We start from the raw sequence: 25,681 nt of genomic DNA, 5'->3' as shown, positions 1-25,681 counted from the left end.
ACCCTAGGTGACGGCGCTGTCAGCCAGGGCGAACGCTCAGCGAATGTCCAGTGACTGGGTGGAGTTCAGCGTGCTGCCCGGGATCGGACCCAGGCCGAGCAGGTCGAGGGCGAGGTTGCCGAGGTCGCCGTTGCGGATGGGCTGCTGGCCTGCGTACGTCGGCCGGGTCGTGCCGGGGGCACGGTAGTCGGGGTTGAGCCGATAGAGCGAGGCTCCGCGGGTGACGCCGGGGCCCCACACGACGAACGGGATGCGGTAATTGGCGTAGACGTGGGAGCCGTGGTCCTTCGCGCCGGCCTTGAACCCGTGGTCGGCGGTCAGGATGACGTACGTCGATCGCTCGAGCGTCGCGGAGGAGTCGATCGCGTGGAGCAGGCCGCCGATGCGTGCGTCGGTGCGCTTGACCGAGGCGCGGTAGGCCGGGCTCATCGAGCCGTCGTGGTGGCCGTAGTGGTCGGGCGAGCCGAGATGCACGAAGGTGAAGGCACGCTTGTGCTTCCTCAGGTCGCGGGCGGCGCTGTCGACCAGCTCGGCGTCGTGGTCGATCCGCACGCGGTCGATCGAGGGCCAGGAGCGGTCGAAGAGGCTGAACTTCGACTTCGAGGCGAACAGCGCGCTGCTGCGGCCGGTGCGCTCGACCCGGCTGAAGACCGAGGCGACGGGGTGGCCGGCGGTCTGCTGCACCGTGGTGCCGCGGCGGTCGGTGTTCCAGGTGACGCCGTGGCCGTGGGCCTTCCGGTCGATCCGGCGGCTGGTCACCATGGAGGTGTGGTTGGGCAGGGTGATGTTCTGCTCGTACTCGCTGCGAGCCTCGCGGGTCGAGGCGCCGCCGCGCATCAGGCGGTAGATGTTGGGCACGTTGCGCGGGCCGAGGTGGTCGATGGCGGTCACGCTGAGCCCGTCGACCGAGATCGCGACCACGTGCTTCGGTGTCGCGGCCTGCGCGGGGGAAGGCTGCGGGCCGGCAACCGGGAGCAAGACGCCCAGGAGGGCGACGACGGCCACCAGCACAGGCGAGCGCCGCGAAATTGTCATAACCCGAAGTTAACAGCCTCTTCGCGGACTGTTCGTGAACGTGAGATGGATCTCGGGTGGGTCTCGAGTGGCCCATGGCACTGCGAAACACGGGCCGTTGGGCCTAGCCTGACGACCGTGCCCGTCTCGTCCTTGGAATCGACCCAGCCCGACCGTGACGCCCCGATCGGGATCTTCGACTCCGGCTTCGGCGGGCTCACCGTCGCCCGCTCGGTCATCGACCAGCTCGCCCACGAGTCGATCCTCTACGTCGGTGACACCGCCCGCGCACCCTACGGCCCCCGGCCGATCGCGGAGGTGCGGGAGTATGCGCTGGAGTGCCTCGACCATCTCGTCGAGCAGGGCGTGAAGGCGCTGGTCATCGCGTGCAACTCGGCCTCGGCGGCGATGCTGCGAGACGCTCGGGAGCGGTATCGGTCGATCCCAGTGGTCGAGGTCATCCTGCCGGCGACCCGCCGCGCCGTCGCCGCCTCGCGCACCGGTCGCATCGGGGTCATCTGCACCCACGCCACCGCCGAGTCGATGGCCTACGACGACGCGTTCGCGGCGGCTCCGCACGTCGAGCTGCACACGCAGGAGTGCCCGAAGTTCGTGCCGTTCGTCGAGGCCGGCACCACCGGCGGCGACGAGCTCCTCGCCGCCGCCCACGAATATCTCGACCCGCTGACCAGCGCCGGGGTCGACACGCTGATCCTGGGGTGCACCCACTACCCGCTCCTGACTGGTGTGATCTCTTATGTGATGGGCGACAACGTGACCCTGGTCAGCAGCGCCGAGGAGTCGGCGAAGGACGTCTACCGCGTGCTCGCCGAGAACGGCCTGATGCGGGAGAGCGGCGAGCCGGCCTATACGTTCTTGACCACCGGCGACGCCAAGGAGTTCGAGGCCATCGGCGCCAGGTTTCTCGGCCCGGAGCTCGCGGCGGCCAGGCAGCTCGCCGGAGGCGCGGTCTGATGGCGGGGATGCGGCTGACCGTCATCGGCTGCTCGGGCTCCTATCCCGGGCCCGACAGCCCCGCCTCGTGCTATCTCGTCGAGGCCGACGACGAGGCCGGGCGTACGTGGCGGATCGTGCTCGACATGGGCAACGGCGCGCTCGGCGTGCTGCAGCGCTACGTCGACCCGCTCCTCATCGACGCGGTGCTGCTCTCGCACCTGCACGCCGACCACTGCGTCGACATGACCTCCTACTACGTGCTGCGCAAGTGGCACCCGACCGGCCAGCAGCCGCCCATCCCCGTCTACGGCCCCAAGGGCACCGGCCGGAGGCTCGCGAAAGCCTATGACCTGCCCAAACGGCCCGGGATGCGCGAAGAGTTCGAGTTCTCGACCTACACCGGAGCGATCCATCTCGGCCCCTTTGTGATCACGCCGACCGCCGTGGAGCACCCGGTCGACGCCTTCGGCCTGCGCATCGAGGCCAACGGCAAGGTCGTCGCCTACAGCGGTGACACCGCCGAGACCGACGCGCTGCTCGACATCGCCGCCGACGCCGACCTGTTCCTGTGCGAGGCCGCCTTCCGCGACGGCGTCGAGAACCCGCCCGGGGTGCACATCACCGGCGTCGACGCAGGGGAGTACGCCACCAAGGCCCATGTGAAGAAGCTCGTCGTCACCCACGTCCCGCCGTGGCACGACTCCGCCGACGCTCTGCGCGAGGCGCGGTCGGCGTACGACGGGCCGACCGAGCTGGCGGCCACCGGCGCGGTCTACGAGGTCTGACTGACCGGCCCCTCGGTCGACGGAGGCTAGACCAGCCCGGCGTCGTGCACGGTGATCGCGATCTGCACGCGGTTGGTGGCGCCGAGCTTGTCGAAGAGCCGGGAGACGTGGGCCTTCACGGTCGGGATCGAGAGGTAGAGCTCCTTGGCGATCTCGGCGTTGCTCAGCCCGCGCCCGACGGCGAGGGCGACCTCGTGCTCACGGTCGGTGAGCGACTCGAGGCGCTCACCGGCGGCCGCGGCCCGATCGCCGGTCGGCTCGGCGCGCAGCCGGGTGATCAGGGTGCGGGTGGCCTTGGGGGAGAGGATCGGCTCCCCGGCCGCGACCGTACGGATCGCCGCGACGATCTCGGGCGGGGGAGTGTCCTTGAGCAGGAACCCGTCGGCGCCCGCGGCGAGCGCGTCGACGACGTACTCGTCGGCACCGAAGGTGGTCAGCACGATCACCCGTGGTCGACGGGACGCCCGGGTCGGCGAAGCCTGCGGCTGGGGGTCGGCCAGCACCCGGCGGGTGGCGTCGAGCCCGTTGATGCGAGGCATCCGGATGTCCATCAGCACCACGTCGGGGGCCGTCGTACGCACCAGGCCGAGCGCTTCCTGCCCGTCGGTCGCCTCACCGACGACCTCGATGTCGGGCTGGCCGCCGAGCATCAGCCCGAGGGCTGAGCGCACCAACGGGTCGTCGTCGACGATCGCGACCTTGATCTTGACCGAGCTCTCTGGACTGCTCACTGGCCCCACGGTAGCCATGCTTCGAGGATGAAGACATCTGATTCCATGCGGTGCCCGATGTGTCCGCCCGCCAGATCGACGCGTTCGGTGAGCCCGACCAGGCCCAGTCCGGCCCCCGGAGTGTGGGAGTCGAAGCCGAGACGGTTGCGCAGCTCGACGTCGATCCCGTGCTCCTCGGAGCCGTGCAGACTGATCCGCAGCAGGGCGCCGCGGGCGTGCTTGCGGGCGTTGGTGATGCCCTCCTGCACCACGCGATAGATCGAGCGCCCGATCGCCTCCGGAGGCTCGCCGAGGACGTCGTCGGTGAAGGTGATGTTCATGCCGCCCGCACGAGCCTCGTCGACGAGCCGGCCGAGATCGGCGTACGTCGGCTGGGGCGCGGTCTCGGGATCCTCGCCGTTGCCACGCAGCACTCCGAGCACGGCCCGGAGATCCTCGAGCGCCCGGTGGGCGCCGTCTCGGATGGTGCCGACCTCGCTGCGCACCTGGTCGGCGGAGAGGTCTTCGCGGTAGGAGAGCGCGCCGGCCTGCATGGAGATGTGGGAGATGCGGTGGGCGAGCACGTCGTGCATCTCCCGGGCGATGCGCCGCCGCTCGGTCTCGCGGGCCTGGGCCATGCGCAGCGACTGCTCGGCCTCGGCGGTCTCGGCGCGCTGGCGCAGGGTGGCGATCAGCTCGCGGCGGGAGCCGATGTACATGCCCCAGGCGATCAGGGCGGCGACGACCACGGCGTTGATGCCGACGTTGAGACCCCACACCGCGAAGGTCGAGGTCGCCGGCGCCGAGGTGTCCATGACGGTGAACCAGAACATCCCGGAGGCGAAGGTGAGCAGCGCGAGCGGGATGATCTCGCGCCAGCGCCGGCGGGTCGCCAGCGAGACCAGCGCGAGCGAGGAGGCGCCGGCCGCGAGGAGGGAGAACGCGCCGGCGAGGGTGGTCAGCGCGGCGATCGTCATCGGCCACCGGCGCCGCCAGAAGACGATGACGAGGCAGACGACACCGACCGATATGTCCATCGCGAAGCGCCAGTCGGGCCAGCCGCCGTCGCTGCTGGTCATCCCCAGAGCGCTGATCCCCAGCGCGACGAGATAGCGCCAGACGTGACCCCACAGCGTCAGACGTGGCTGGTTGATCTCGCGGGCGGGTTGCTGCACGGCGTACACGTTAATGAACCGAAGCCGGATGGGCCCGATGCTGCGGTCGCGACCATCCCCATACTTTCGTCTGGTTGCAGGTCATCCGTATGTCCGATGCGGTTTCAGCACGTTGCAGGGCAGGATGTGCGACATGATCAAAGTCGAAGGACTGACGAGGGTCTACGGGACCTTCACCGCGGTCGACGACGTGTCGTTCACCGCCGAGCCGGGCAAAGTCACCGGATTCCTCGGGCCGAACGGCGCGGGCAAGTCGACCTCCATGCGCATCATGGTTGGACTGACCAACCCCACCAAGGGCCGGGCGACGATCGACGGCTCCCTCTACTCCGACCTTGCCAACCCCGGCCGTCACGTCGGCGTGCTGCTCGACGCCAGTGCTCAGCACGGCGGCCGCACCGGCCGTGAGGTGCTCACGATCGCCGCGATGACGATGGGCCTGCCCAAGTCGCGCGTCGACGAGATGCTCGAGCTGGTCTCGCTGACTCCCGCGGAGTCGAAGCGCCGGATCAAGAACTACTCGCTGGGTATGAAGCAGCGCCTCGGCATCGCGTACGCCCTCATGGGCGACCCGAAGGTGCTCATCCTCGACGAGCCTGCCAACGGTCTCGACCCGGCCGGTATCCGCTGGATGCGCGGGCTGCTCAAGGAGTACGCCGACCGTGGCGGCACCGTGCTGCTCTCCTCCCACCTGCTCCACGAGGTGGAGCAGATCGCCGACGAGCTGATCCTCATCGGCAACGGCCGCATCGTGGCCGAGGGCACCAAGGACACGATCCTCGCCAGCCAGGGCACCGCCGGCCAGTCGCTGGTCACCGCCCTCGACAACGAGGCGCTCGCCGCAGCGCTGAAGGGCAAGGGCTACAGCGTCGAGCCGATCGGCACCGGAATGCGCGTCTCCGCGGCGCCGGCCGAGGTCGGCAAGGCGGCTCTGGACGCCAACGTCGTCATCACCGATCTCCGTGATGGTGGCGCCGGGCTCGAGGACATCTTCTTGCAGCTCACCGCCGAAAACCAGCGTGAGGGTCACACCCCGACGCAGTCCGAAGGAGTCTCCGCATGAGCGCCGTATCCGTAGCGCCCTCCGCTCCGCTTCCCGCAGTGACGAAGGTGCCCTTCAGCCGCCTGGTGCTGGTCGAGTGGCGCAAGATGACCGACACCCGGGCCGGCCGGGTGATGCTGATGATCACCGGCGGCCTGATCGCCCTGGTCGCCGGCGTCATCCTGCTGATCACCGCGCTGGCAGACATGCCCGCGCTGCCCGCATCGACCTGGATGAGCGCCCTGTCGTTCCCGGTCTCGCTGCTGGTGCCGGTGCTGGCGATCATGATCGTGACCCAGGAGTGGGGCCAGCGCACCCACATGGTCACCTTCACCCTCGAGCCCAGCCGGCTCAAGGTCGTGTTCGCGAAGCTCGCGGCCGTCTTCGTCCTCGGCGTCGTGACCATGGCGATCGCGGTCGGGATCGGCGCGCTCGGCACCCTGGCCAGCGCCGGCATCGCCGGCACTGATGCCAACTGGAACGTGACCGGCACCGAGCTCGCCTGGACCCTGGCGACGCAGGTCCTCTACCTGCTCATGGGCTTCGGGTTCGCGATGCTGCTGCTCAACACCCCGGCAGCGCTGGTCATCTACTACGGCTACACGCTGATCCTGGAGGCCTCGGTCTTCAGCGCCCTCTACTTCGTCTTCGACTGGGCGCAGAACATCTTCCCGTGGATCTCCATGCAGGTCGCGATGATGCCGTTCATCGCGCCGGGTCAGATGGAGGCGGCCGGAGTCACCGTCGAGGACGGTGCGCTCGGGGTCGCCCGGTTGATCACGTCGATCGCGCTGTGGGTCGGGCTGCCGCTCGTGCTCGGCACGATGCGCGTGCTCAAGTCCGAGCTGAAGTAGTTCATCGGACTGTTCGCGACACGACACACGGGGGTGGGTGCTTCGGCACCCACCCCCGTCACCGTTGTCAGACGTGGGCACCTACCTGCGTTACGCGGCGCTGGGCGACAGCGCCACCGTTGGCCTCGGCGACCCGACTCCTGAGGGTTGGCGTGGATGGGCCCGGCTGCTCGCCGAGGCTCTGGGACAAACGTACGACGTCTCCTTCTGCAACACCGCGATCATCGGTGCGACCTCGACCGTGGTGGTCGAGCAACAGCTCGCCGACGCGGTGGCGCATCGCCCCGATGTGGCCTCGCTGATCGTCGGGGTCAACGACGTGATGCGCTCGGCCTGGGACACCGCCAGGCTGCGGGACGACCTGATGACCTGCGCGGACGCGCTCGCCGGCCAGGGTGCGCTGCTGATGACCGCGCGTTTCCACGACCACTCGGTGATGTGGCCGATGCCGGGCTGGATGGAGCGGTCGATCCAGCGGCGTACCGCCGATCTCAACACCATCTGGGACGAGGTCCATGCCACCTACGGTGGCCTGCGGCTCGACCTGGGGGCCGTTCCCGACCTGCACGAACGGCGCTTCTGGGCCGCGGACCGGCTGCACCCCTCGGAGCTCGGTCATCGGCGGATGGCCGGTGCGTTCGGGGAGCAGCTGGTGGCGTACGGCTTCTCCTTCGAGCCGCCCTCGCTGGAACCTTGCGGCGGGCTGCCGGCCAGCTGGCGGCAGGACCTGGCCTGGATGGCAGGGGAGGGCGTGCCGTGGATGGGACGGCGGGCGCGGGATCTGGGGCCGTGGGTCGTGCGCCGGGCGTGGGCGCGACCGGCTCGACCGGAGCCGGAGACGGTTGCATAGGGTGGTCTCGTGACCACACGAGCTGACGGGCGCGCCGACGACGAGCTGCGCCCCATCAAGATCACCCGCAACTGGCTGGACCACGCGGCCGGGTCCGTGCTCATCGAGTTCGGCAAGACCCGCGTGCTGTGCGCCGCCTCGGCCTCCGAGGGCGTGCCGCGCTGGCGCAAGGGCTCCGGGCTGGGCTGGGTGACGGCCGAGTACGCGATGCTTCCGGCCGCCACCCACGAGCGCTCCTCCCGCGAGTCGGTCAAGGGCAAGATCGGTGGGCGTACGCACGAGATCTCCCGCCTGGTCGGGCGCTCGCTGCGCGCCGTCATCGACTACAAGGCGCTGGGCGAGAACACGATCAACATCGACTGCGACGTGCTGCAGGCCGACGGTGGCACCCGCACCGCGGCGATCACCGGCGCCTACGTCGCGCTCGCCGACGCGGCCGCCTCCCTGGGCGTCTCCAAGGCGCTCACCGGCTCCGTCGCCGCGATCTCGGTCGGCATCATCGACGGCGCGCCGCGCCTCGACCTCCCCTACGAGGAGGACGTGCGCGCCGAGACCGACATGAACATCGTGATGACCGGCGAGGGCAAGTTCGTCGAGGTGCAGGGCACCGCGGAGGGCGCCGCCTTCGACCGATCCGAGCTCGACGGGCTGCTGGCGCTGGGTGAGAAGGGCTGCGCCGACCTCACCAAGCTCCAGCAGGCTGCGCTCGCCGGATGACGAAGGTCCACGTCGCCTCCCGCAACGCCAAGAAGCTGGGGGAGATGCTCCGCATCCTCTCGCCGCTGGTGCCGGGGGTCTCGGTCGTCGGCCTCGACGACGTCGCGCACTACGACGAGCCCGTCGAGGACGCGCCCGACTTCGAGGGCAACGCGCTGATCAAGGCGCGGGCCGGGTTCGCCGCCACCGGGCTGCCGACGGTCGCCGACGACTCGGGTCTCTGCGTCGACGCGCTCAACGGGATGCCGGGGGTGCTCTCGGCGCGCTGGGGCGGTCCGCCCAAGTCGGATGCCCGTAACAACGAGCTCCTGCTGGCGCAGCTCTCCGACGTGCCCGACGAGCGCCGCGGCGCCCACTTCGCCTGCGCGATCGCCTTCGTCTGGTCCGGCGGCGAGCTGGTCGTCGAGGGCCGCATGGACGGGCGGGTCCTCCGTGAGGTGCGCGGCGAGGGCGGCTTCGGCTACGACGTGCTCTTCGTCGCCGACGACACCGAGGACGGACGTACGTCTGCCGAGCTGTCGATCGAGGAGAAGGACGCCATCTCCCACCGCGGTCGAGCCCTGCGCGAGATCGCCCCGCAGATGGCCGAGCTGCTCGCCTGAGGCACCTGCCGTGAGCGTCCGAGAGCCGGTGGAAGTCCCTGGCTGGGACAGTCATGCCGAGATCGTCGACGAGGCTTTCATCGACAGGGCACCACGGCGACCGGAGGTGCGTGACGGCTTGGAATGGGAGTGTCGGCTGCTGCCGCTGATCGCGCCGTTGCTCCCGCTGGCCGTGCCGGTCCCGTACGAGGTCCCGGCGGATGCCGATGGCCCGTGGCGGGTTCGGCACCGGACCGTTCGGGGCTCCGCCGCGACGCCATCGGCCTTGACCAGGAGCGACGGCTTGGTCGTCGGTGACTTCCTGCGGTCGCTCCACGATGTGGATCTCGGCGCGCTGGGTCTCGAGCCGCGGGTCGACAGCGGTCTCAGCGCTACCTTGACGCGGATGGAGTCGGAGGTCGTCCCGCTGCTGCCGGCGGCCGTGCGCGAGCAAGGTGTCGGTCTGATCGCGGAGGCCAGGTGTGCGACGCCGTCCTCTCTCGCGCACGGCGATCTCGGCCCGGCTCACCTGCTGGTAGACGCAGGCCGCATCTCGGGCGTGATCGACTGGACCGACTCCTGCCTGCGGGACCCGGCGATCGACCTCGCCTGGGTACTCAACGGCACTCCGGAGACATTCCGGCGAGGCGTACGTGAGGCCTATCGGCCCAGCGATGACGACGGACGCCGGGCCCTGATCTGGCACCGTCTGGGCCCCTGGCACGAGGTGCTTCACGGTGTGGATCGGGGCGATCCCGGCTTCGTCGAGTCCGGTCTCGCCGGGGCTGTCGGTCGGCTGACGGGGTCCGACGACCGTTCGGCGAGCTGACGTCCGGCCGGTGACTGATCGGTGCTGAACCGTGCGCATCCGATGGAGCACTGTGTACACTGTGTACACGCTGTCGCGAGAAGGGAGCAGTCATGGTTGCGTCTGTGGCTTACCACAGCGCTCGCGAGGCTCGCGAGCACTTCAAGGAGATGCTCGACGCCGCGGACGGCGGCCGCCCGGCGACTGTCGCGCGCGGGGCGCGGCGAGTGGCAGCGGTGGACGCCGATCGGTTGGTCCACTTCCTGATGAGCGTACGTCCCTCGGGCGCAGTCGCAGTTGCTGAGAACGACGGGTGGTCGGTCTTCATCCCGGGCCTGCCGGTGGCTGCTGACGGCGCCACCCTCGACGAGGCGGTCGAGGAGCTGGTCGAGGCGCTTCGTGACTACGCCGAAGACTGGGCCGACAGGTTGCACGCCGCCCCCAACCACGCCGACAACTGGGGTCTGGTGCAGATCGTGGGGTTGGCCTCCGATGAGCAGCTGCGCGACTGGTTGCTGGCCTGACATGGTCGAGCGCAGGCGTCCGACGACGAGGGCCGACCATCAGACCTTCTGCCTCACCGAAGGATGGATCGAGCGCCGTCGGGCCACGGGGAAGCGCGGCACCCATCACGTCAACTACGAGTTGGCGCTGCCTGACGCGCGCGTCCTCTACACGCGTATCAGCCACCCGGTCGACCGCAGCGACTACGGGACGAGCATCTGGGGCCACATCCTCAAAGACCAGCTCGAGGTCACCGCGGAAGAGTTCTGGGCGTGCGTCGAGGACAAGACGCTTCCGTCGAGGGGGCAGATGCCCGAGCCGCGCGAGGCGATCCCGATGGGAGTGCTCCGCGTGCTCATCCAGGAGGCGCACATCCCCGAGGCCGAGGTGCGCTCGATGACCAAGGCGGAAGCGGTCCAGCGGTTGGCGGACTTCTACACGCACGGCTGAGCCGCAGGTGATCAGCCGCTCACTGGAGTGCCGCGGTCAGGCGCAGCACGTTGTCGACGTACGCAGCCAGCTTCGGTCGCGCGAGCCACTCCTCGAGCGACAGCTCACGACAGATGGCGCGGTACTGGTCCTCGACGTTGCGCATCTGAGCCACGGGGTCGCCGTCGAAGAGCATCAGCGAGATCTCGTAGTTGAGGGCGAAGGAGCGCATGTCCATGTTGCTCGAGCCGAGCACGGCGACCTCGTCGTCGATGCTGAAGTGCTTGGCGTGCAGCACCGTCGGCTTGGGGTAGAGATAGATGCGCACGCCGGCCCGGAGCAACGCCTCGTAGTAGGAGCGCTGGGCGTGGTAGACCATGAACTGGTCCTTGCCCTCGCTGACGAAGAGCTCCACCGCGACGCCGCGCCGGGCGGCGGTGGTCACGGCGTAGAGCAGCGACTCGTCGGGCACGAAGTAGGGGCTCGTGATCGAGATGCGCTCCTTGGCCGCGTAGATGAGCGAGGTGAACGCGCGCAGGTTGTTCTCGGCGTCGACGCCGGGGCCGCTGGGCACGATCTGGCCGGTGACGTCGCCGGCCGGCGGTGCGGTGACGGCGAGCTCGGAGGTCAGCAGCTCGCCGGTCTCGGTGTTCCAGTCGCTGGCGAAGACGACGTTGAGCGCTGAGACCAGCGGGCCCTCGATGCGGGCGATGAGCTCGATCCACTCCCGCCCCGCCTTGTGGTTCTTGGGCTTGTTGTAGCCGGGCTCGATGAGGTTCTGCGAGCCGGCGAACCCGACCCGGCCGTCGACCACGAGCAGCTTGCGGTGGTTGCGCAGGTCGGGGCGGCGGATCTGGCCACGCAGGAGGTCGATCGGCAGCAGCCGGCGCCAGGCGATGTCGGAGGCGTCGAGCCGCTTCACCAGCCGACGCCAGCCGGGGATGCCGCGTGAGCCCAGATGGTCGAGGAGCAGGCGCACCCGCACCCCGCGCGCCGCCGCCCGGTCGAGGGCGTCGAAGAACGGGCCGGTGACGTGGTCGTCGGCGGTGATGTAGAACTGCACGTCGACGTGGTGCTCGGCGCCGTCGACGGCCTCGGTCATCGCCTGGATCGAGGCTCCGTAGTCGGAGATGAGATCGATCCGGTTGCCCGCGACCGCCGGCAGCGACCCGAGCCGTTGGTTGAGCTCGATCGTGGTCGCGTCGACCGGGGAGATCGACTCCGGGTGAGGCGTCTTGGGCAGCGTGCTGACGTAGCGGGTCACCTCCTCGTTGAGCGCCCGCTGTCGCGCATGGCGCCGCCGGTCGAGTCGTGACTGACCGAGCAGCAGATAGCCGACGATGCCGACCCCGGGGATGAGGAAGATGGCGAGCAGCCATGCCATCGCGGTGCCAGGCCGCCGATCCTTCGGCACCACACCCAGCGCGATGACCTTGACCAACAGGTCGATGACGTAGATCGAGGTGCCCATCACGCCCGCCACGGTCATGCGACTCAGCATGCACCACGATCGACGGTGTGGGAATCTTCTGTCATGGTCCGACTCTTTCCTGCCGCCCGTCGAGCGATCGAGGCCGATCGGGCAGAGCCGCCGGTGTGGGAGGCCGACATCGCGGCCAAGCGTGACCTGGCCCGGAAGACGGCTGCGGCGGAGGCGAAGGAGGAGGTCGCGGAGGTCACCGGCATCGACGCCGACGGTGTGCTGTGCCGGCTCTACACCCCCGAGGACGTACGCGAGGGCGTGATCGTCCACCTGCACGGCGGCGGCTTCGTCTTCAACGACGTCGACGTCCACGACGCCGCCTGCCGTCGGCTCGCCAACCGCACCGGGCTGCGAGTGCTCTCCGTCGACTACCGACGGCCGCCGGAGCACTGTTATCCGGCCGCGCCCGACGACGTCGACACGGTGATCGGGTGGATGCGCGGTGACCAGCTTCTGGGCACGCTGCCGGCGTACGTCCACGGCGACAGCGCCGGCGGCAACCTCGCGCTCGTCGCGGCGCTGCGCAACCCCGGCGTCTTCGCCGCGATGGTGCTCGTCTACCCGTTCCTCGACCCGTCGATGAGCACCGCGGGCTATGCGATGGAAGACGGCTGGCGCGAGGAGGCGGTCTGGTACTGGAAGCAGTACGCAGCGACCGCTGCCGATCTCCGCGACCCGGACCTCGGACCCTATCTGGCCTCCGACGAGCAGCTTCGAGACCTGCCGCCGACGCTGGTCGTGAGCGCCGAGGGTGACATCCTCACCGCTGAGAACGAGGACTTCGCACTCCGCCTGGCCGACCTCGGGGTCGAGGTCGTCGCCTTCCGTGCGGTCGGCCAGATCCATGGCTTCTGGCGACACGGCCCCACCTTCCCCGCGGCCGAGTCGGTGATGGCGATGACCGGTGCCTTCGTGAACCAGCACGGCCCGAACCAGCACGGCCCGAACCAGCACGGCCCGAACCAGCACCGCCCCGCGGGACACCCATGACCGAGCCCTACGACGTCACCGAGACCCGGTCGGCCTACGACACGGTCTCGGTGACGTACGCCGAGATCGTCGACCCGGCGCTGACCGACACCTCGTTCGACGCCGGGGTGCTCGACACGTTCGCCGCGTACGTACGCAACGACGGTGGTGGGCTCGTGGGCGACATCGGCTGCGGTCCGGGCAGGGTCACCGCCTATCTGGCGGCGCGGGGCCTCGACGTCTTCGGGGTGGACCTCTCGACCGGGATGATCGCGCAGGCGATGGCGCGCCATCCGGAGCTCAGGTTCGAGGTCGGTGACATGGCACGTCTTCCGCTCCGCGACGGCGAGCTCGCCGGCGTGCTCGCCTGGTACTCGCTCATCCACACCCCGCCGTCGCGCCGGCCCGACGTCGTCGCCGAGCTCGCGCGGGTCACCCGCCACGGCGGCCGGTTCGTGACCGCGTTCCAGGTCGGGGACGAGCACGTACGCCACATCGGGGCCTACGGCCACGACGTGACCTTCGACGGCTACCGGCTGCCGGTCGAGGCGACCGGCGCGCTCCTGGAGGAGGCCGGTTTCGAGGTCACCGCGACCGTGGTGAGGTCTGCGGAAGGGTGGGAACGCACCCCGCAGGCTTATCTCGTCGCACGTCGACGGTGAGGCCGGTAGGTTGCGCCTCATGACGCAGCAGCCCTATCACGTGCCTGTTTTCTTCCTTCGCCAGAAGGTCACGCCCTTCGCCAACAAGTACGTCGCGCAGGCCGCCGAAGCCGACGGGTCGGAGGGGCAGGTGCTCGCTTTCGCGCAGCAGAAGCGGCTGGCGTTCAAGGAGCAGGTGACGTTCTACGCCGACGAGTCGAAGTCGCAGCCCGTCTTCGCGTTCAACGCGCGCGCGGTGATGGACCTCAACGCCGGCTACGACGTCACCGACCCGAGCGGTGCGCAGCTGGGCTTCTTCCGCAAGGACTTCGGCAAGAGCCTGCTGCGCTCGACCTTCCACGTCGAAGGCCCCGGCTACGCCGGCACCGGGCAGGAGCGCAACCAGGCCGTCGCGCTGCTGCGCCGCTTCACCGACCTCGACTTCCTGCCGATCCACTTCGACTACGTCTCCTCCGAGGGCCAGCCGCTGATCTCCATCGAGCGTCGCTTCGCGCTCCGTGACAAATACACGGTCACCGTCCACGATCCCCGCGTCGACTTCCGCGTGGCTGCCGCCGTCGCCGTGGCGATGGATGCGTTGATGCAGCGCTGAGCGCTCTCCGCCGCCGGGTAGGTAACGAACATGTGTCGATCCGGGGTGTGGATCGGGCCGTCCGACCGGCATCTGGCGAGATCGAGTCTGCGCAGGTCATGGCGGTATTAGCGGCAACGGTAGATCTTCTCCAAGGCGCATCGAGAGGCGTTCGAAGGCTGTTGTGGAGTCGGCGAGGACGTCATACGGTCACGAGGTCTTAGTTCGACGCGACGGACTCGGTCGACGCGTCTCACGCCCGATCGAAAGGTTTCAACACCATGCGACTGCGCACAAGAGGCTCGCGCGCACTCTTCGCCACGCTCGCAGCCGGGACGCTGCTCCTCTCCGGCTGTGGCGGCGGCGATGACAGTGCCGACGGAGAAGAGGACGGCAAGACGATCACGATCGCCATCGCCGGGGAGAAGCCATACTCCTACATGGAGGACGGTGAGCCGACAGGCGCCACCGTTGCGCTTCACAAGGAGATCTTCACCAAGCTCGGCTACGAGAACGTCAAGGCCGAGGTCGTGGAGTGGGACGGCCTGATCCCGGGGCTGAATGCAGGTCGCTACGACGTGGTCAGCGCCGGGATGTCGATCCTGCCGGAGCGCTGTGAGCAGGCATCGTTCGGTGACCCCGAGATCATGTACACCACCGCGTTCGCCGTGCCGAAGGGCAACCCCGGGGGTCTGAAGGACATGCAGGACGTCGCCGACTCCGACGTCCGGCTCGCCGTCATCAACGGCGCCATCGAGCAGGGCTACGCCGAGCAGCTCGGCATCGACGGCGTGACCACGGTGAACTCCGCCGAGGACGGCTACGCGGCGGTCCAGAACGGCCAGGCGGACGCCTTCGCACTGACCGGGATCTCGGTCCGCACGTGGGTCGAGGAGAACCCGGACGCCGGTCTGGAGGCGACCGACTCCTTCGAGGCGGTCGTCGATGACGTGGTCCAGGTCGGCGCTGGCGCCACCGTCTTCCGGGAGAAGGACTCCAAGCTGCGCGAGGACTACAACAAGGAGCTCGCGAAGGTCACCGGTTCCACCGATGCGTACAAGGGTGTGCTCGGCGAGTTCGGCTTCACCGACGCCGAGCGTCCGCCGGAGAACATCACCACCGACATGCTCTGCAAGGGAGAGCTGCCGACGGTGGACGAGTACGAGTCGTCGAACTGATCGAACGACGCCTTGTCTGATTTCCTTCAAGCAGTATCTGACTACAGCCCCTACCTCTGGGAAGGTGCCCAGGTCACCCTGGCCCTCTCCGGAGGTGGGGCGGTCGTCGCGCTCGTCGTATCCGTCCTCCTGGGACTGTGCGCGATCAGCCCGATCGCCGTGCTGAGAGTGGGGTCGCGGATCATCGTGGAGTTCTTCCGCGGCACCTCGCTGGTCGTCCAGCTGTTCTTCCTCTTCTATGTCTTCCCGCTCTTCGGGATCGACCTCCCCGGGATGTGGTGCGGCATCGTCGGTCTCGGCCTCAACTACGGCGCCTACGGCTCCGAGGTGGTGCGAGGCTCGCTCAACGCCGTGGCCAAGGTGCAGTGGGAGTCGACCACCGCACTCTCGATGTCGTGGTCGATGGCGGTGCGACGGGTCATCTGGCCGCAGGCCTGGGGGCTGATGCTGCCCGGTCTCAACAACCTGATGGTGATGCTGGTCAAGGGCACAGCGGTGGCGTTGTTGATCGGTCTGCACGACCTCACCTACTGGGTCGAGGTGATGCGTAAGGACGCCGATGTCGGGCTCTGGATCGCCTACGGCGTCGGCTTCCTGCTCTACTACCTGGTCGCGCTCGGCTGCTCCAGCGGTCTGCGGTTGCTCGAACGTCGCGCGCAGCGACGCCTCGGGCTCGCCCCGAGCAAGACCAGGACGACCCGTGCGACAGCAGAGGCGGTGGCCTGATGGAGTTCGATCTCGAGTTTGCGCTGGAGACCGTGGGGCCGCTGCTCATGGCGTTCCTGCAGGTGACTCTCGTGGTCACGGTGGCCGGTTCGGTCATCGCGTCCCTGCTGGGTCTGATCTGGGCGGTCGGTCAGCGGGAGCTGCCCACGCCGATCCGCCTGCCGCTCACCTGGGTGCTCGACGTGATCCGGATGACGCCGTTGCCGCTGCAGCTGCTGTTCGCGGTGGCGATCTTCATCTCGTTCGACGGGTATCGGAAGTTCCCCGACACCGACGTCGAGACCATCGGGATGATCCTCGGGGTCGCGGTCTTCGCCATCCACTACTCCACCTACATGGCGGAGTCCTACCGCGCCGGGATCGAGTCGATCCGTCCTGGTCAGTGGGAGGCGGCGACCGCGCTCTCGTTACCGCGAGCTCGGGTCTGGCGGGCGGTGATCATCCCGCAGGCGCTGCGGGCCACGCTCCCGTCGCTGGGCAACTGGGCGATCGCGATGTTCAAGGACACCCCGTTCCTGCTGGTCATCCTGGTCCCCGAGATGGTCGCGAAGGCCAAACAGCTGGGCGGGGCCTCCTATCAATACACCGAGGTCTTCACCGTTGCCGGCCTGATCTTCCTCGCGGCCAGCTATCCCACGGCCGTCCTGATGCGAAAGTTGGAGAAGAAGCTTGTCTACTGACACCACCAGCCCGGGCGCGTCCACCGCCGACCAGCCACGGATCGTGATGGAGGACGTGTCCAAGAAGTTCGGTAAGAACACCGTCCTGGACGGGCTGAACTTCAACGTGGCTCGCGGTGAGCGCGTCACCCTGATCGGTCCGAGCGGGTCGGGGAAGACCACCATCCTCCGGCTGCTGATGACCCTGGAAGACCTGACCGGCGGTTACATCTACATCGACGGCGACCCGCTGAGCTACGCCAAGCGGGGCAACCGGCGGGTGAAGCTGCCGAACAACGAGGTCACCCGGATCCGCAAGCGGGTCGGGATGGTCTTCCAGCAGTTCAACCTGTTCCCCAACATGACGGTGTGCCAGAACATCGTCGAGGCACCGGTGCACGTGCTCGGTCAGTCCAAGGAGGAGGCGCGCGCCAAGGCGGTCGACCTGCTCGACCAGGTCGGTCTGCGGGACAAGATCGACGCCCATCCGAGCAGTCTCTCGGGCGGTCAGCAGCAGCGCGTCGCGATCGCGCGCGCACTCGCGATGGAGCCGGAGATCCTGCTGCTCGACGAGGTCACCTCCGCGCTCGACCCGGAGCTGGTCGGCGACGTCCTGGAGGTGCTGCGCGAGGTGGCGACGAAGACCGACATCACGATGTTGCTGGTGACCCACGAGATGCAGTTCGCCCAGGACGTCTCGCACCGGGTCCTGATGTTCGACGAAGGTCGTGTCATCGAAGAGGCCAAGCCCGAGGTCATGTTCAACAACCCGACGCACGAGCGGACCAAGCAGTTCCTGCAGGCGGTCCTCTGACCTGACCCGACTCAGCCTGACGTGGCGTTCACATGCGGGCGGACCAGGTCGAGCAGCTGCCGATGGGTGGCCGCGTCGGCCGCGGCGATCATGCCGCGGCCTTCGTGGAGCCTGTTGCCCTCGAGGTCGGTCACGATGCAGCCGGCGGCCTGGCAGATCGCGATCGGCCCGGTGAAGTGCACGCTTCCTTCGAGGCCACCGCCCTCGGTGAGGCGGTCGTCGGTGACGTACGCCGCCCGTCGGCCGGCCGCGACCCAGGTCAGCGCCAACGTCGAGGACATCACCCGCGGGCCGAACCTCTTGCGGAGCTCGGGGTCGGCGACGAGCTGACCGCCGAGGAACGGCGGGTCGAGCGGTCCGTCGCACTGGATGTCGACGAGCATGGTGCGCGGGGTCGGGGTGAGGGCGGTGTCGCCACCACCCTTGCGGACCCAGGCGTCGGTGCCGTCGGTCCAGAAGATCTCCTCGCTGATCGGGTCAGCCGAGACAGCTGCCCGGACACCGTCGGGCGTCACCAGAGCGACGTTCACCGCGGCCAGCGGGGTCTGGGCGGCATAGTTGAGGGTCCCGCAGAGCGGGTCGACCAGCCACCGCCGCTCACTGTCGCCGCTCCGCCCGGTCTCCTCGCCCTCGAAGGCGTCCTCGGGCCGGTACGTCGCGATCGTCGCCCGGATCGCCTTCTCGGACGCGATGTCCGCCTCGGTCGCGAAGTCGGTCGGTGACTTGTCGAAGTGGCTCAGGTCGGTGCCGTACATCTCTCGTACGACCGCCGCCCCTGCGGTTGCTGCTGCGATGGCGACGGCTTCGTCGGTGAGTGCGGTTGCTTGGTGCTTCACGGGGTGAATCTAGTGGGGTGTCTTGGTCCTGGGCTGTGCTTCTTAGGGTCTGTTGTTTCGTGGGGTGTGTGCCGCCGACCCTTTCTTCACGGTCTTCTCGATCTGGCCCGGCGTCAAGGACGGCCTGCGGCCGCCGGCTTCGCCGGCCACCTTCGGTGGTCCTGGACTCCGGGCCAGATCGAGAAAAGATTTGGCTGATTATCGGGGCGGCGGCCAGAGTGTGGCCGGGAGGTGCGACTGCAGTTTCACTGCCGCAAAAAAACGGTTTGACCTGCGAAAATGGATGGATCTACTGGTCGGTAAAGAGTAAAATCAGGGGTATCCGACGGGCACCTTGAGAGGGGGTCAGCAATGAGCGTCGAGAACCACGTCGACCACTGGGGCACCAGCCCTCGTGACCCGGTTGCGACTGCTCTTGCTGGCATGGAAACCGCCCTCGGCGAGCTGCTTGCGATGGACCCTGCTTATTGGCGAACCAGCCAGAAGAAGGATGTCCTCGCGCGGCTCGAAACTCTCAAGGCGCAGCAGGCTGCGCTGGAGCTACGTGTGCTCGCCACGGCTGGTGACATCGCTGAGGAGACTGGCGACAAGGATGCGTCTGCGTGGATGCGTGCTGAGTTGCTCGTCGACAAAGGTGCGGCACGTGCACAGATGAAGCTCGCGACCTCGGTGTCCACGCACGAGCTGCTCGCTGCCGGTCTCGCTGATGGTGTGGTCACCCGTGACAAAGCCCGGGTGATCACCAACGCCCTCAACGCGATCGAAGCGAACCCTGTCGCGAGCAACGAAGTCCTGCTGCTCGCCGAGAAGCTGCTGGTCGGCTACGCCACCCGACTGACTGCCAACGAACTACGCATAGTTGGGAAGCGAATCCTGACCGAGATCGATCCGGTCCGGTTCGAAGACGCCGAAGCCAAAGCCCTCCTTGCCGAAGAAGAGCGTGCCCAGCAGAAGACCGCCCTGCGGGTCTGGGACAACCACGACGGCACCGTCGGGGACAACCACGACGGCACCGTCGGTTTCGATGGTGTCCTGCCGGTGGCGTTGGGGATGCGTTTCAAGACCCATGTCGAGGCATGGGCACAGCCGCGTAAGCAGCAGTTCGTCGAGAAGGGCACTCCGCTCCCGCCGTGGGAGCGACTCATGGGCCAAGGCTTCGCCCGTCTGTTGGAGACCATCGACCCTGATGCGTTGCCTCGCCACGGCGGCGACCCGACCACCATCAACGTAGTCATCTCGCTCGACGAGCTCCGCAAAGAACTTGGCACCGCTGTCCTCGGCTACGACGAGACCAACGGCACCACGATCAGCGCGACCGAGGCTCGGAAGATGGCCTGTAACGCGACGATCATCCCCTGGGTCCTGGGCGCCGACGGCCAAGTTCTCGACGCAGGTCGTTCGAGCAGGTTCTTCCAGCCGATCCAGCGCAAAGCGCTGCGGTTGCAGCAGAAGTGCTGCCAAGCCGATGGGTGTGACATGCCACCGGAGTGGTGCGACGCCCATCACCTGACGCCATGGTCTCTGGGCGGGAAGACGGATCTGAAAGATGGGGTTCTGTTGTGTCCGCATCATCATCGGCTGGCGCACGCACCCGGTTTCACCCATGAACGGTTGCCGGACGGAACGATCCGGTTCACTCGACGGCCCTGATCCAGTCGTTCCCCTTGTGAATGATTCACAAAGCGTCATCGTCTAGCACAGCGCCCCGCAACAGCCGCCGCGCGCGGGCTCGACCGGCCCCCGTTCCCAGCCCGGCACCCAACCCGAATGTGCCGTGCCAGACCCCTGCTGCCGACCCGATCAACAGCCAAAATTCTCGGCGGTGCCCGGTGTCAAGGAGCGCCGAAGGCGACCGGCGGAGCCGGCGGCCGTAGGCCGTCCTTTACTCCGGGTGCCGGCGTGAAACACCCTCCGCGTACGGGTCGGCGGCAAACAGCCCACGACGAAGCAGTCGATTCCAGGGCCAGTACCCCAAGCAACACCCGTCAAGACCAATCCCAGTCAAGACCAACCACCGAATCCGAGGTCGAGACGAGCATGAGAGAGGATGGCCGTATGCGCGTCCACATCGGCTGCGACCACGCCGGTCTCGAACTCAAGTCCCACCTGACCAACCGTCTGACGGAGCTCGGCTACGAGCCTGTCGATCATGGGCCTTTCGTCTATGACGCCCTCGACGACTACCCGGTCTTCTGCATCCGGGCGGCCGAGGGGGTAGCCCGTGACCGGGAGCAGGGGCTGGACAGCCTCGGGGTCGTGATCGGGGGGTCGGGCAACGGTGAGCAGATGGCGGCCAACAAGGTCACCGGCATCCGTTGCGCGCTCGCGTGGAGCGAGGAGACCGCCAAGCTCGCCCGCGACCACAACAACGCCCAGGTGGTGGCGGTCGGTGGCCGGATGCACAGCCTCGAGGACATGACGAAGTTCGTCGAGATCTTCCTCGCCGAGCCGTTCAGCGACGACGAGCGTCACGTACGCCGCATCGGCCAGCTCCACGCCTACGACGCCGACGGCGTCCGGCCGCCGCTGCCGGACTCGGCCAAGGGCCTGGGGCCGGCCGAGGACCAGGACTGAGCTCGAGATGCCTGAGGGGCACACCCTCCATCGGCTCGCGCTCGACCTGACGGGTGCTTTCGCCGGCGAGCAGGTCCGGGTGAGCAGCCCGCAGGGCAGGTTCGCCGATTCCGCCGCGCTCCTCGACGGCCAGGTCGTCATCGGTGCCGAGGCGTGGGGCAAGCAGCTCTTCGTCGAGTTCGCGGGGGAGCAGTTCGTCCACATCCACCTCGGCCTCTACGGCAAGCTCGACCTGCGGCCCTACGCGACCGAGCCGCCGCTCCCCGTGGGCCAGGTGCGGCTCCGGGTGACCGGCAGCGAGACATACGCCGACCTGCGCGGGGCCACCACCTGCAACCTGGTGACCGCGGCTCAGCGCGACGCGGTGGTCGCCAAGCTCGGGCCCGACCCGCTGCGTGACGACGCCGACCCGGGGCTCGGGTGGGCGCGGGTCGGGCGGAGCAGGACCACGATCGCGGCGCTGCTGATGGACCAGTCGGTGCTGGCCGGGGTGGGCAACGTCTACCGGGCCGAGGTGCTCTTCCGGCACCGGATCGACCCGATGCGTCCGGGCAACACGCTGCGCAGGCGGCAGTGGGACGCGATCTGGGACGACCTGGTCGAGCTGATGAAGGACGGGGTCGAGAAGAACCGCATCGACACCGTTCGCGACGAGCACACCCCCGAGGCGATGGGCCGGCCACCTCGCAAGGACGACCACGGCGGCGAGGTCTACGTCTACCGCCGTAACGGTCAGCCCTGCCTGGTGTGCGGCACGAGCGTACGCACCGTCGAGCTGCAGCAGCGCAACCTGTTCTGGTGCCCGCGGTGCCAGCGCCCTTACCGGCCCCGCGCGACGCCCGCGAAGTAGGCACCACTACTCTCCGCCTGCGAGAACGGCCACGCGGCCACCACCTCGAGACCTAGAATGAGGCCATGTCCAGCCAGGCGTTCGCGCAGCGGAAGCGGAGCAGCCCGATGCGGCGCCGACTGCGCGACCCGGAGCTGCGTGCCGTGCTCTGGCTGGGACTCCTCACCGTCGTCCTGACCGTCTTCGCGGCAGCCCAGACCAGCTGGTTGCAATGGGTGCCGGTGGCGGTTCTGACCGTGCCGCTGCTGCTCGGTGCGGTGTTCCTCGGGCCGCGTACGCTGAGCTGGTTCGTCGTGTTCGTGATGGTGATGATCGTGGTCGCTGCCAGCCGGATCACGATCTCCGACCGTGACGCGGCCTCGATCGGCGTCCACTTCCTGCTGGGCGCGATCGTGCTCTTCGTCGCGATGCGGCGCACCTATCTCGGCGTGGGTGGCCTGAGCGACGAGGTGATGTTCCTCGATCTGACGACCAAGCTCGACCAGGGCGCGATCCCCGAGATGCCGCCCGGATGGTTGGCCGACTCGGCGGTCCTGCCCGCCGGTGGCACCCGCTTCGCCGGCGACTTCGTGGTGGCCGCGCGCGTGGGCAGCCGGCTCGAGGTCGTCGTCGTCGACGTCTCCGGCAAGGGGGAGCGAGCCGGCACCCGTGCGCTCCAGCTCTCCGGTGCGTTCGGCGGTCTTCTCGGCGCGCTGCCGCCTGCCGAGTTCCTGCCCGCCGCCAACCGCTATCTGCTGCGGCAGGACTGGCAGGAGGGCTTCGCCACGGCCGTCTACCTCTCCATCGAGCTCACCACCGGCGCCTACGAGATCCGCACCGCCGGCCACCCGCCGGCGCTCGTGCGTCGTGCCGCGACCGGACGCTGGGAGGAGGCTGAGAGCAACGGCACCGTGCTGGGGCTCATCGACGACGTCGACTTCGACGCCTGCCAGGGTGTGCTGAGCGTGGGCGACATGGTGATGCTCTACACCGACGGTGTCGTGGAGGCGCCGGGCATCGATCTGGAGAACGGCATCGGCAACCTCGTCGCCACCGCCGACCACCTCGCCGTCACCGGCCGGGGCGGGGGTGCGCGACGTCTGCTCGAAGGTCTCAGCGTCAGCTCCGACGACCGCGCGCTCGTCGCGGTGGGGCGCAGATGAGCCTCGTCACACGGCCCTGAGACGAAGCCGAACCGGCCAATAGGGGAGCCGGTTATCGGTGTGAGTCACATCTATGGCAGGATTTCGCGGGTTGCACGAGGGCCTAGCCCTCGCATGCGCGGATGTAGCTCAATGGTAGAGCCTCAGTCTTCCAAACTGATTACGCGGGTTCGATTCCCGTCATCCGCTCCAAGACGCCCAGCCCGCAGATTGGGGAGGGGCCCTTGACGGGGCGTAGCGTAGTGGCTAGCGCGCCTGCTTTGGGAGCAGGAGACCGCAGGTTCGAGTCCTGTCGCCCCGACACGTCACCCGAAGTTGTACAGCCCCCTGCACGCGACATCATCTATGAACCAAACGACAGGAGACACCCTGTGAAGAGCGCCGTCGAGACGTTGAGCCCGACCCGGGCCAAGCTGACCGTCGAGGTGCCCTTCGAGGAGCTCAAGCCGAGCCTCGACGCGGCGTACAAGCAGATCGCCAAGCAGATCAATGTCCCCGGCTTCCGCCGTGGCAAGGTCCCGCCCCAGGTGATCGACAAGCAGGTCGGCCGCGGTGCGGTTCTGTCCGAGGCGGTCAACAACGCCCTCCCGCAGATGTACTTCGATGCCCTCCAGGAGAACTCGCTCGAGCCGCTCGCGCAGCCCGAGATCGAGGTCACCAAGCTCGAGGACAACGAGGCGCTGGAGTTCACCGCCGAGGTCGACGTCAAGCCCGAGATCACCCTGCCCGACTACGAGGGCCTCGAGGCGAAGGTCGACGACATCGAGCTCGCCGACACCGACGTCGAAGAGCAGATCCAGGCCATGCGTGAGCGCTTCGGCACCCTCAAGGACGTCGAGCGCCCCGCCGCCGACGGTGACTTCGTGGTCATCGACCTCAAGGCCACCAAGGACGGCGAGGACGTCGAAGGCGCCGAGGCCGTCGGCATGAGCTACCAGGTCGGCAAGGGCGGCATGCTCGACGGTCTGGACGAGGCCATCGCCGGCCTCTCCGCCGGCGACGCGACCGACTTCAAGAGCACCCTCGTGGGCGGAGAGCTGATCGGCCAGGAGGTCGACGTCAACGTCACCGTCAACCAGGTCCAGGAGCAGGAGCTCCCCGACTACGACGACGACTTCGCCCAGCTCGCCAGCGAGTTCGACACCGTCAAGGAGCTCGAGGAGGACGTACGCGCCCGCCTCGGCAACGGCAAGCGCCTCGAGCAGGCCGCTGCCGCCCGTGACGCCGTGCTCGAGTCGCTCCTGGAGAAGGTCGAGATCCCGCTGCCGGAGAGCGTCGTCGCCGACGAGCTCAACGCGCGCCGTGAGGGCATCGAGCAGCAGCTCGGCTACGCCGGTCTCACCTTCGACAAGTACCTCGAGGACGAGGGCCAGACGATCGAGGAGTTCGAGGCCGACCTCGACCGCCGCGTTCGTGACGCCGTCGCCGCTCAGATGATCCTCGACCAGATCGCCAAGGAGAAGGAGATCGGTGTCGAGCAGCAGGAGCTGACCGAGCACATGATGCGCCGTGCGCAGCAGTCCGGTCAGGACCCGCAGGAGTTCGTCAACCACATGCTCGAGCACAACCACGTGCCCGAGCTGGTCCAGGAGATCCTGCGCGGCAAGGCGCTCGCCCAGCTGGTCGAGGCCGCCACGGTCACCGACGAGTCCGGCAACCCGGTCGAGCTGAAGAACCTCCGTCCCGACGGCACCATCGGTGAGGACGAGCCGGAGGCCGACGCTGACGCCGAGGTCGCCGCCGAGGAGACCGAGAAGGCTGACGCCTGATCGACTGACGTACGCCGCCCCTGCCCGGACTCCGGGCAGGGGCGGTTTCGTCGTTGCTGGGGTCCGTTACTGGGCGTCGTAGTTGTCCGTCGGGTCGCCCGAGACCTCCAGGCGCTTGGCGGCGCAGTCGGTGCGGGAGAGACCCTGCTCGACGCACCACTCGAGCGCGGGCCCCGAGGTGTCGCTCGCGCGGGGCACCACGACGGCGTACATCCCGGCCTTCGCATACGAGCTCGGCCATTCGCCGGTGTCGAGCAGGAGCACCTCGGGGTGGGTGCTCTTGAGCTTCTGGTAGCGCGCCAGCGCGCCGTCCCAGTCGGCGTCACCGCCGTCGCCGGCTCCGACGGCGGCGAGCTGCGGGATCCAGGTGCCGATCAGCTTGCTGGCGGCCTCGGTGTCGAGGCGGGAGATGCGGAGCAGCTGGCTCTGCGGGGGCGCGTCGGCGTCGATCGAGGGTTCGTCGGTCGGCTCGCTCGTCGTCGGGGCGGGGTCCGTCGAGGGATCGGCCTCCGACTGTTTCGGCCCGATCCCGTCCTTGCCGAAGATGAACCCGAGCACCCCTGCGACGAGCACCAGCACCGCGATGGCCACCAGGATCGGGAGCGTGCGCCCTCCGGGCGCCCCGGGGTCGTGTGCCGGGGGAGCGTCGTAGAAGACGCCGCGTGGGCTGCGGGACCCGGTGGGTTCGTCGCCGACCTCGTCGACGAACAGGGGGCGCTGCTGCTCGGGGAACGGCAGGATCGAGGCGCCGCAGGAGATGCAGTAGATGGCGCCGGTCAGCAGCTCGTCGCCGCACGACGCGCAGACGGAATCCTTCTCATCGCTCATCGGGTCCTCCCTTCCGCCTACGACGGTAACCTGACGGACCGCCATCGTCACGCAACATCAGTAACAACAGCCCCACAGGCATCATACGCTCGAGTGAACGCAAACGTACGGAACATGTGTGCGGGGCGTGATCCTCGACACCGACATGCGGCACAGGTCGCACAGGTGTTCCCGTGCTCGGGCGTGACCCCCTA

At 68.4% G+C, this 25,681-nt stretch carries 28 protein-coding genes and 2 tRNA genes; 24 read left to right on the top strand and 6 right to left on the bottom strand.

The genetic code is table 11. From position 1 onward, the window contains the following. Positions 1-36: 36 nt before the first annotated feature. A complete protein-coding gene (locus FB381_RS17565) occupies positions 37-1,035 on the bottom strand; it encodes an alkaline phosphatase family protein (RefSeq protein WP_141781477.1) in 999 nt (332 codons plus the stop codon). Between the two features lie 117 nt (positions 1,036-1,152). Here FB381_RS17565 and murI point away from each other — a divergent pair, with 117 nt between their 5' ends. After that, positions 1,153-1,989, top strand: a complete 837-nt coding sequence (gene murI / locus FB381_RS17560) for a glutamate racemase (RefSeq protein ID WP_246088169.1) — start codon at positions 1,153-1,155, stop codon at positions 1,987-1,989. Between the two features lie 8 nt (positions 1,990-1,997). Beyond that, on the top strand, positions 1,998-2,756 hold the full coding sequence (locus tag FB381_RS17555) for an MBL fold metallo-hydrolase (protein ID WP_170225207.1): 759 nt from the start codon (positions 1,998-2,000) through the stop codon (positions 2,754-2,756). A 26-nt stretch (positions 2,757-2,782) separates the two neighbouring features. Here FB381_RS17555 and FB381_RS17550 read toward each other — a convergent pair whose 3' ends face one another. Both FB381_RS17550 and FB381_RS17545 read right to left on the bottom strand, forming a co-directional pair. After that, on the bottom strand, positions 2,783-3,505 hold the full coding sequence (locus tag FB381_RS17550; RefSeq protein WP_141781476.1) for a response regulator: 723 nt from the start codon (positions 3,503-3,505) through the stop codon (positions 2,783-2,785). Then, the gene (locus FB381_RS17545; RefSeq protein ID WP_246088167.1) at positions 3,484-4,641 is read right to left on the bottom strand and encodes a sensor histidine kinase; all 1,158 of its coding nucleotides are present in this window, start codon (positions 4,639-4,641) and stop codon (positions 3,484-3,486) included. The genes FB381_RS17550 and FB381_RS17545 overlap by 22 nt, the downstream gene beginning before the upstream one ends. Positions 4,642-4,774: 133 nt before the next feature. Here FB381_RS17545 and FB381_RS17540 point away from each other — a divergent pair, with 133 nt between their 5' ends. From FB381_RS17540 to FB381_RS17505, 8 genes are all read left to right on the top strand, one after another. Further along, the gene (locus tag FB381_RS17540) at positions 4,775-5,704 is read left to right on the top strand and encodes an ABC transporter ATP-binding protein (protein WP_211352476.1); all 930 of its coding nucleotides are present in this window, start codon (positions 4,775-4,777) and stop codon (positions 5,702-5,704) included. Next, on the top strand, positions 5,701-6,537 hold the full coding sequence (locus FB381_RS17535; RefSeq protein ID WP_141781473.1) for an ABC-2 transporter permease: 837 nt from the start codon (positions 5,701-5,703) through the stop codon (positions 6,535-6,537). The genes FB381_RS17540 and FB381_RS17535 overlap by 4 nt, the downstream gene beginning before the upstream one ends. Before the next feature lie 73 nt (positions 6,538-6,610). Further along, positions 6,611-7,387 carry an SGNH/GDSL hydrolase family protein gene (locus FB381_RS17530; protein WP_141781472.1) on the top strand — a complete coding sequence of 259 codons (777 nt, stop codon included), beginning with the start codon at positions 6,611-6,613 and terminating at the stop codon, positions 7,385-7,387. A gap of 9 nt (positions 7,388-7,396) precedes the next feature. Beyond that, positions 7,397-8,104, top strand: a complete 708-nt coding sequence (rph, locus tag FB381_RS17525) for a ribonuclease PH (RefSeq protein WP_141781471.1) — start codon at positions 7,397-7,399, stop codon at positions 8,102-8,104. Beyond that, entirely contained in the window at positions 8,101-8,706 is a 606-nt protein-coding gene (locus FB381_RS17520) for a non-canonical purine NTP pyrophosphatase (protein WP_141781470.1), read from the top strand. The genes rph and FB381_RS17520 overlap by 4 nt, the downstream gene beginning before the upstream one ends. Before the next feature lie 10 nt (positions 8,707-8,716). Continuing rightward, on the top strand, positions 8,717-9,514 hold the full coding sequence (locus FB381_RS17515; RefSeq protein WP_170225206.1) for a phosphotransferase family protein: 798 nt from the start codon (positions 8,717-8,719) through the stop codon (positions 9,512-9,514). A 104-nt stretch (positions 9,515-9,618) separates the two neighbouring features. After that, positions 9,619-10,017, top strand: a complete 399-nt coding sequence (locus FB381_RS17510; RefSeq protein WP_211352475.1) for a hypothetical protein — start codon at positions 9,619-9,621, stop codon at positions 10,015-10,017. A gap of 1 nt (position 10,018) precedes the next feature. Further along, positions 10,019-10,447, top strand: coding sequence for a cytotoxic translational repressor of toxin-antitoxin stability system (locus FB381_RS17505; protein WP_141781467.1), 429 nt, complete (start codon positions 10,019-10,021; stop codon positions 10,445-10,447). A 19-nt stretch (positions 10,448-10,466) separates the two neighbouring features. Here the strand turns inward: FB381_RS17505 and cls are convergent, their stop codons facing one another. Further along, positions 10,467-11,915 carry a cardiolipin synthase gene (cls, locus tag FB381_RS17500; RefSeq protein WP_141781466.1) on the bottom strand — a complete coding sequence of 483 codons (1,449 nt, stop codon included), beginning with the start codon at positions 11,913-11,915 and terminating at the stop codon, positions 10,467-10,469. A gap of 45 nt (positions 11,916-11,960) precedes the next feature. On the opposite strand from cls, the gene FB381_RS17495 reads away from it, so the two are divergent. The 7 genes from FB381_RS17495 (at position 11,961) to ehuA (ending at position 17,488) form a co-directional block, all read left to right on the top strand. Then, positions 11,961-12,899 (top strand): alpha/beta hydrolase, encoded by a 939-nt coding sequence (locus FB381_RS17495; protein ID WP_141781465.1) that lies wholly within the window; start codon positions 11,961-11,963, stop codon positions 12,897-12,899. Further along, complete coding sequence (locus FB381_RS17490) at positions 12,896-13,540, top strand: class I SAM-dependent methyltransferase (RefSeq protein ID WP_141781464.1); 645 nt, start codon at positions 12,896-12,898, stop codon at positions 13,538-13,540. Before FB381_RS17495 ends, FB381_RS17490 begins: the two co-directional genes overlap by 4 nt. Before the next feature lie 19 nt (positions 13,541-13,559). Then, the gene (locus FB381_RS17485; RefSeq protein ID WP_141781463.1) at positions 13,560-14,132 is read left to right on the top strand and encodes an LURP-one-related family protein; all 573 of its coding nucleotides are present in this window, start codon (positions 13,560-13,562) and stop codon (positions 14,130-14,132) included. A 260-nt stretch (positions 14,133-14,392) separates the two neighbouring features. Continuing rightward, complete coding sequence (locus tag FB381_RS17480) at positions 14,393-15,289, top strand: transporter substrate-binding domain-containing protein (protein WP_141781462.1); 897 nt, start codon at positions 14,393-14,395, stop codon at positions 15,287-15,289. Between the two features lie 12 nt (positions 15,290-15,301). Further along, positions 15,302-16,015, top strand: coding sequence for an amino acid ABC transporter permease (locus FB381_RS17475; RefSeq protein WP_141781461.1), 714 nt, complete (start codon positions 15,302-15,304; stop codon positions 16,013-16,015). Beyond that, the gene (locus tag FB381_RS17470; protein WP_141781460.1) at positions 16,015-16,695 is read left to right on the top strand and encodes an amino acid ABC transporter permease; all 681 of its coding nucleotides are present in this window, start codon (positions 16,015-16,017) and stop codon (positions 16,693-16,695) included. The genes FB381_RS17475 and FB381_RS17470 overlap by 1 nt, the downstream gene beginning before the upstream one ends. Then, a complete protein-coding gene (ehuA, locus tag FB381_RS17465) occupies positions 16,685-17,488 on the top strand; it encodes an ectoine/hydroxyectoine ABC transporter ATP-binding protein EhuA (RefSeq protein ID WP_281285052.1) in 804 nt (267 codons plus the stop codon). Before FB381_RS17470 ends, ehuA begins: the two co-directional genes overlap by 11 nt. A gap of 11 nt (positions 17,489-17,499) precedes the next feature. Here ehuA and FB381_RS17460 read toward each other — a convergent pair whose 3' ends face one another. Beyond that, on the bottom strand, positions 17,500-18,324 hold the full coding sequence (locus FB381_RS17460; protein ID WP_211352473.1) for an inositol monophosphatase family protein: 825 nt from the start codon (positions 18,322-18,324) through the stop codon (positions 17,500-17,502). A gap of 351 nt (positions 18,325-18,675) precedes the next feature. Between FB381_RS17460 and FB381_RS17455 the strand changes: the two genes are divergently transcribed. From FB381_RS17455 to tig, 7 genes are all read left to right on the top strand, one after another. Beyond that, positions 18,676-19,974 carry an HNH endonuclease signature motif containing protein gene (locus FB381_RS17455; RefSeq protein WP_141781458.1) on the top strand — a complete coding sequence of 433 codons (1,299 nt, stop codon included), beginning with the start codon at positions 18,676-18,678 and terminating at the stop codon, positions 19,972-19,974. Positions 19,975-20,379: 405 nt separating this feature from the next. Then, positions 20,380-20,898 (top strand): ribose-5-phosphate isomerase, encoded by a 519-nt coding sequence (locus FB381_RS17450; RefSeq protein ID WP_141781457.1) that lies wholly within the window; start codon positions 20,380-20,382, stop codon positions 20,896-20,898. Positions 20,899-20,905: 7 nt separating this feature from the next. Next, positions 20,906-21,748 carry an Fpg/Nei family DNA glycosylase gene (locus tag FB381_RS17445; protein ID WP_141781456.1) on the top strand — a complete coding sequence of 281 codons (843 nt, stop codon included), beginning with the start codon at positions 20,906-20,908 and terminating at the stop codon, positions 21,746-21,748. A gap of 65 nt (positions 21,749-21,813) precedes the next feature. Then, positions 21,814-22,890 (top strand): PP2C family protein-serine/threonine phosphatase, encoded by a 1,077-nt coding sequence (locus tag FB381_RS17440; protein ID WP_141781455.1) that lies wholly within the window; start codon positions 21,814-21,816, stop codon positions 22,888-22,890. 118 nt (positions 22,891-23,008) lie between these two features. Next, positions 23,009-23,082: transfer RNA gene (locus FB381_RS17435), tRNA-Gly, on the top strand. Positions 23,083-23,118: 36 nt separating this feature from the next. After that, positions 23,119-23,191, top strand: a tRNA-Pro gene (locus FB381_RS17430). Positions 23,192-23,261: 70 nt separating this feature from the next. Continuing rightward, positions 23,262-24,659, top strand: coding sequence for a trigger factor (gene tig / locus FB381_RS17425; RefSeq protein WP_170225205.1), 1,398 nt, complete (start codon positions 23,262-23,264; stop codon positions 24,657-24,659). Positions 24,660-24,725: 66 nt separating this feature from the next. On the opposite strand, the gene FB381_RS17420 is transcribed toward tig, so the two are convergent. Further along, positions 24,726-25,487: a hypothetical protein gene (locus tag FB381_RS17420; protein WP_141781454.1), complete on the bottom strand. Its 762-nt coding sequence runs from the start codon at positions 25,485-25,487 to the stop codon at positions 24,726-24,728. Positions 25,488-25,681: the final 194 nt, after the last annotated feature.

The organism is Nocardioides albertanoniae, assembly GCF_006716315.1.
GTDB lineage: Bacteria > Actinomycetota > Actinomycetes > Propionibacteriales > Nocardioidaceae > Nocardioides > Nocardioides albertanoniae.
This window is presented reverse-complemented; position numbering and strand designations above follow the sequence as displayed.

Coding starts and splice junctions, on each gene's coding strand:
- FB381_RS17485 (WP_141781463.1), top strand. CDS start 13,560: ATGACGCAGCAGCCCTATCACGTGCCTGTTTTCTTCCTTCGCCAGAAG.
- cls (WP_141781466.1), bottom strand. CDS start 11,915: ATGACCGTGGCGGGCGTGATGGGCACCTCGATCTACGTCATCGACCTG.
- FB381_RS17520 (WP_141781470.1), top strand. CDS start 8,101: ATGACGAAGGTCCACGTCGCCTCCCGCAACGCCAAGAAGCTGGGGGAG.
- FB381_RS17555 (WP_170225207.1), top strand. CDS start 1,998: ATGCGGCTGACCGTCATCGGCTGCTCGGGCTCCTATCCCGGGCCCGAC.
- FB381_RS17550 (WP_141781476.1), bottom strand. CDS start 3,505: ATGGCTACCGTGGGGCCAGTGAGCAGTCCAGAGAGCTCGGTCAAGATC.
- FB381_RS17535 (WP_141781473.1), top strand. CDS start 5,701: ATGAGCGCCGTATCCGTAGCGCCCTCCGCTCCGCTTCCCGCAGTGACG.
- FB381_RS17505 (WP_141781467.1), top strand. CDS start 10,019: ATGGTCGAGCGCAGGCGTCCGACGACGAGGGCCGACCATCAGACCTTC.
- FB381_RS17480 (WP_141781462.1), top strand. CDS start 14,393: ATGCGACTGCGCACAAGAGGCTCGCGCGCACTCTTCGCCACGCTCGCA.
- FB381_RS17440 (WP_141781455.1), top strand. CDS start 21,814: ATGTCCAGCCAGGCGTTCGCGCAGCGGAAGCGGAGCAGCCCGATGCGG.
- FB381_RS17565 (WP_141781477.1), bottom strand. CDS start 1,035: ATGACAATTTCGCGGCGCTCGCCTGTGCTGGTGGCCGTCGTCGCCCTC.
- FB381_RS17495 (WP_141781465.1), top strand. CDS start 11,961: ATGGTCCGACTCTTTCCTGCCGCCCGTCGAGCGATCGAGGCCGATCGG.
- FB381_RS17455 (WP_141781458.1), top strand. CDS start 18,676: ATGAGCGTCGAGAACCACGTCGACCACTGGGGCACCAGCCCTCGTGAC.
- FB381_RS17450 (WP_141781457.1), top strand. CDS start 20,380: ATGCGCGTCCACATCGGCTGCGACCACGCCGGTCTCGAACTCAAGTCC.
- FB381_RS17420 (WP_141781454.1), bottom strand. CDS start 25,487: ATGAGCGATGAGAAGGATTCCGTCTGCGCGTCGTGCGGCGACGAGCTG.
- FB381_RS17470 (WP_141781460.1), top strand. CDS start 16,015: ATGGAGTTCGATCTCGAGTTTGCGCTGGAGACCGTGGGGCCGCTGCTC.
- FB381_RS17540 (WP_211352476.1), top strand. CDS start 4,775: ATGATCAAAGTCGAAGGACTGACGAGGGTCTACGGGACCTTCACCGCG.
- FB381_RS17490 (WP_141781464.1), top strand. CDS start 12,896: ATGACCGAGCCCTACGACGTCACCGAGACCCGGTCGGCCTACGACACG.
- FB381_RS17445 (WP_141781456.1), top strand. CDS start 20,906: ATGCCTGAGGGGCACACCCTCCATCGGCTCGCGCTCGACCTGACGGGT.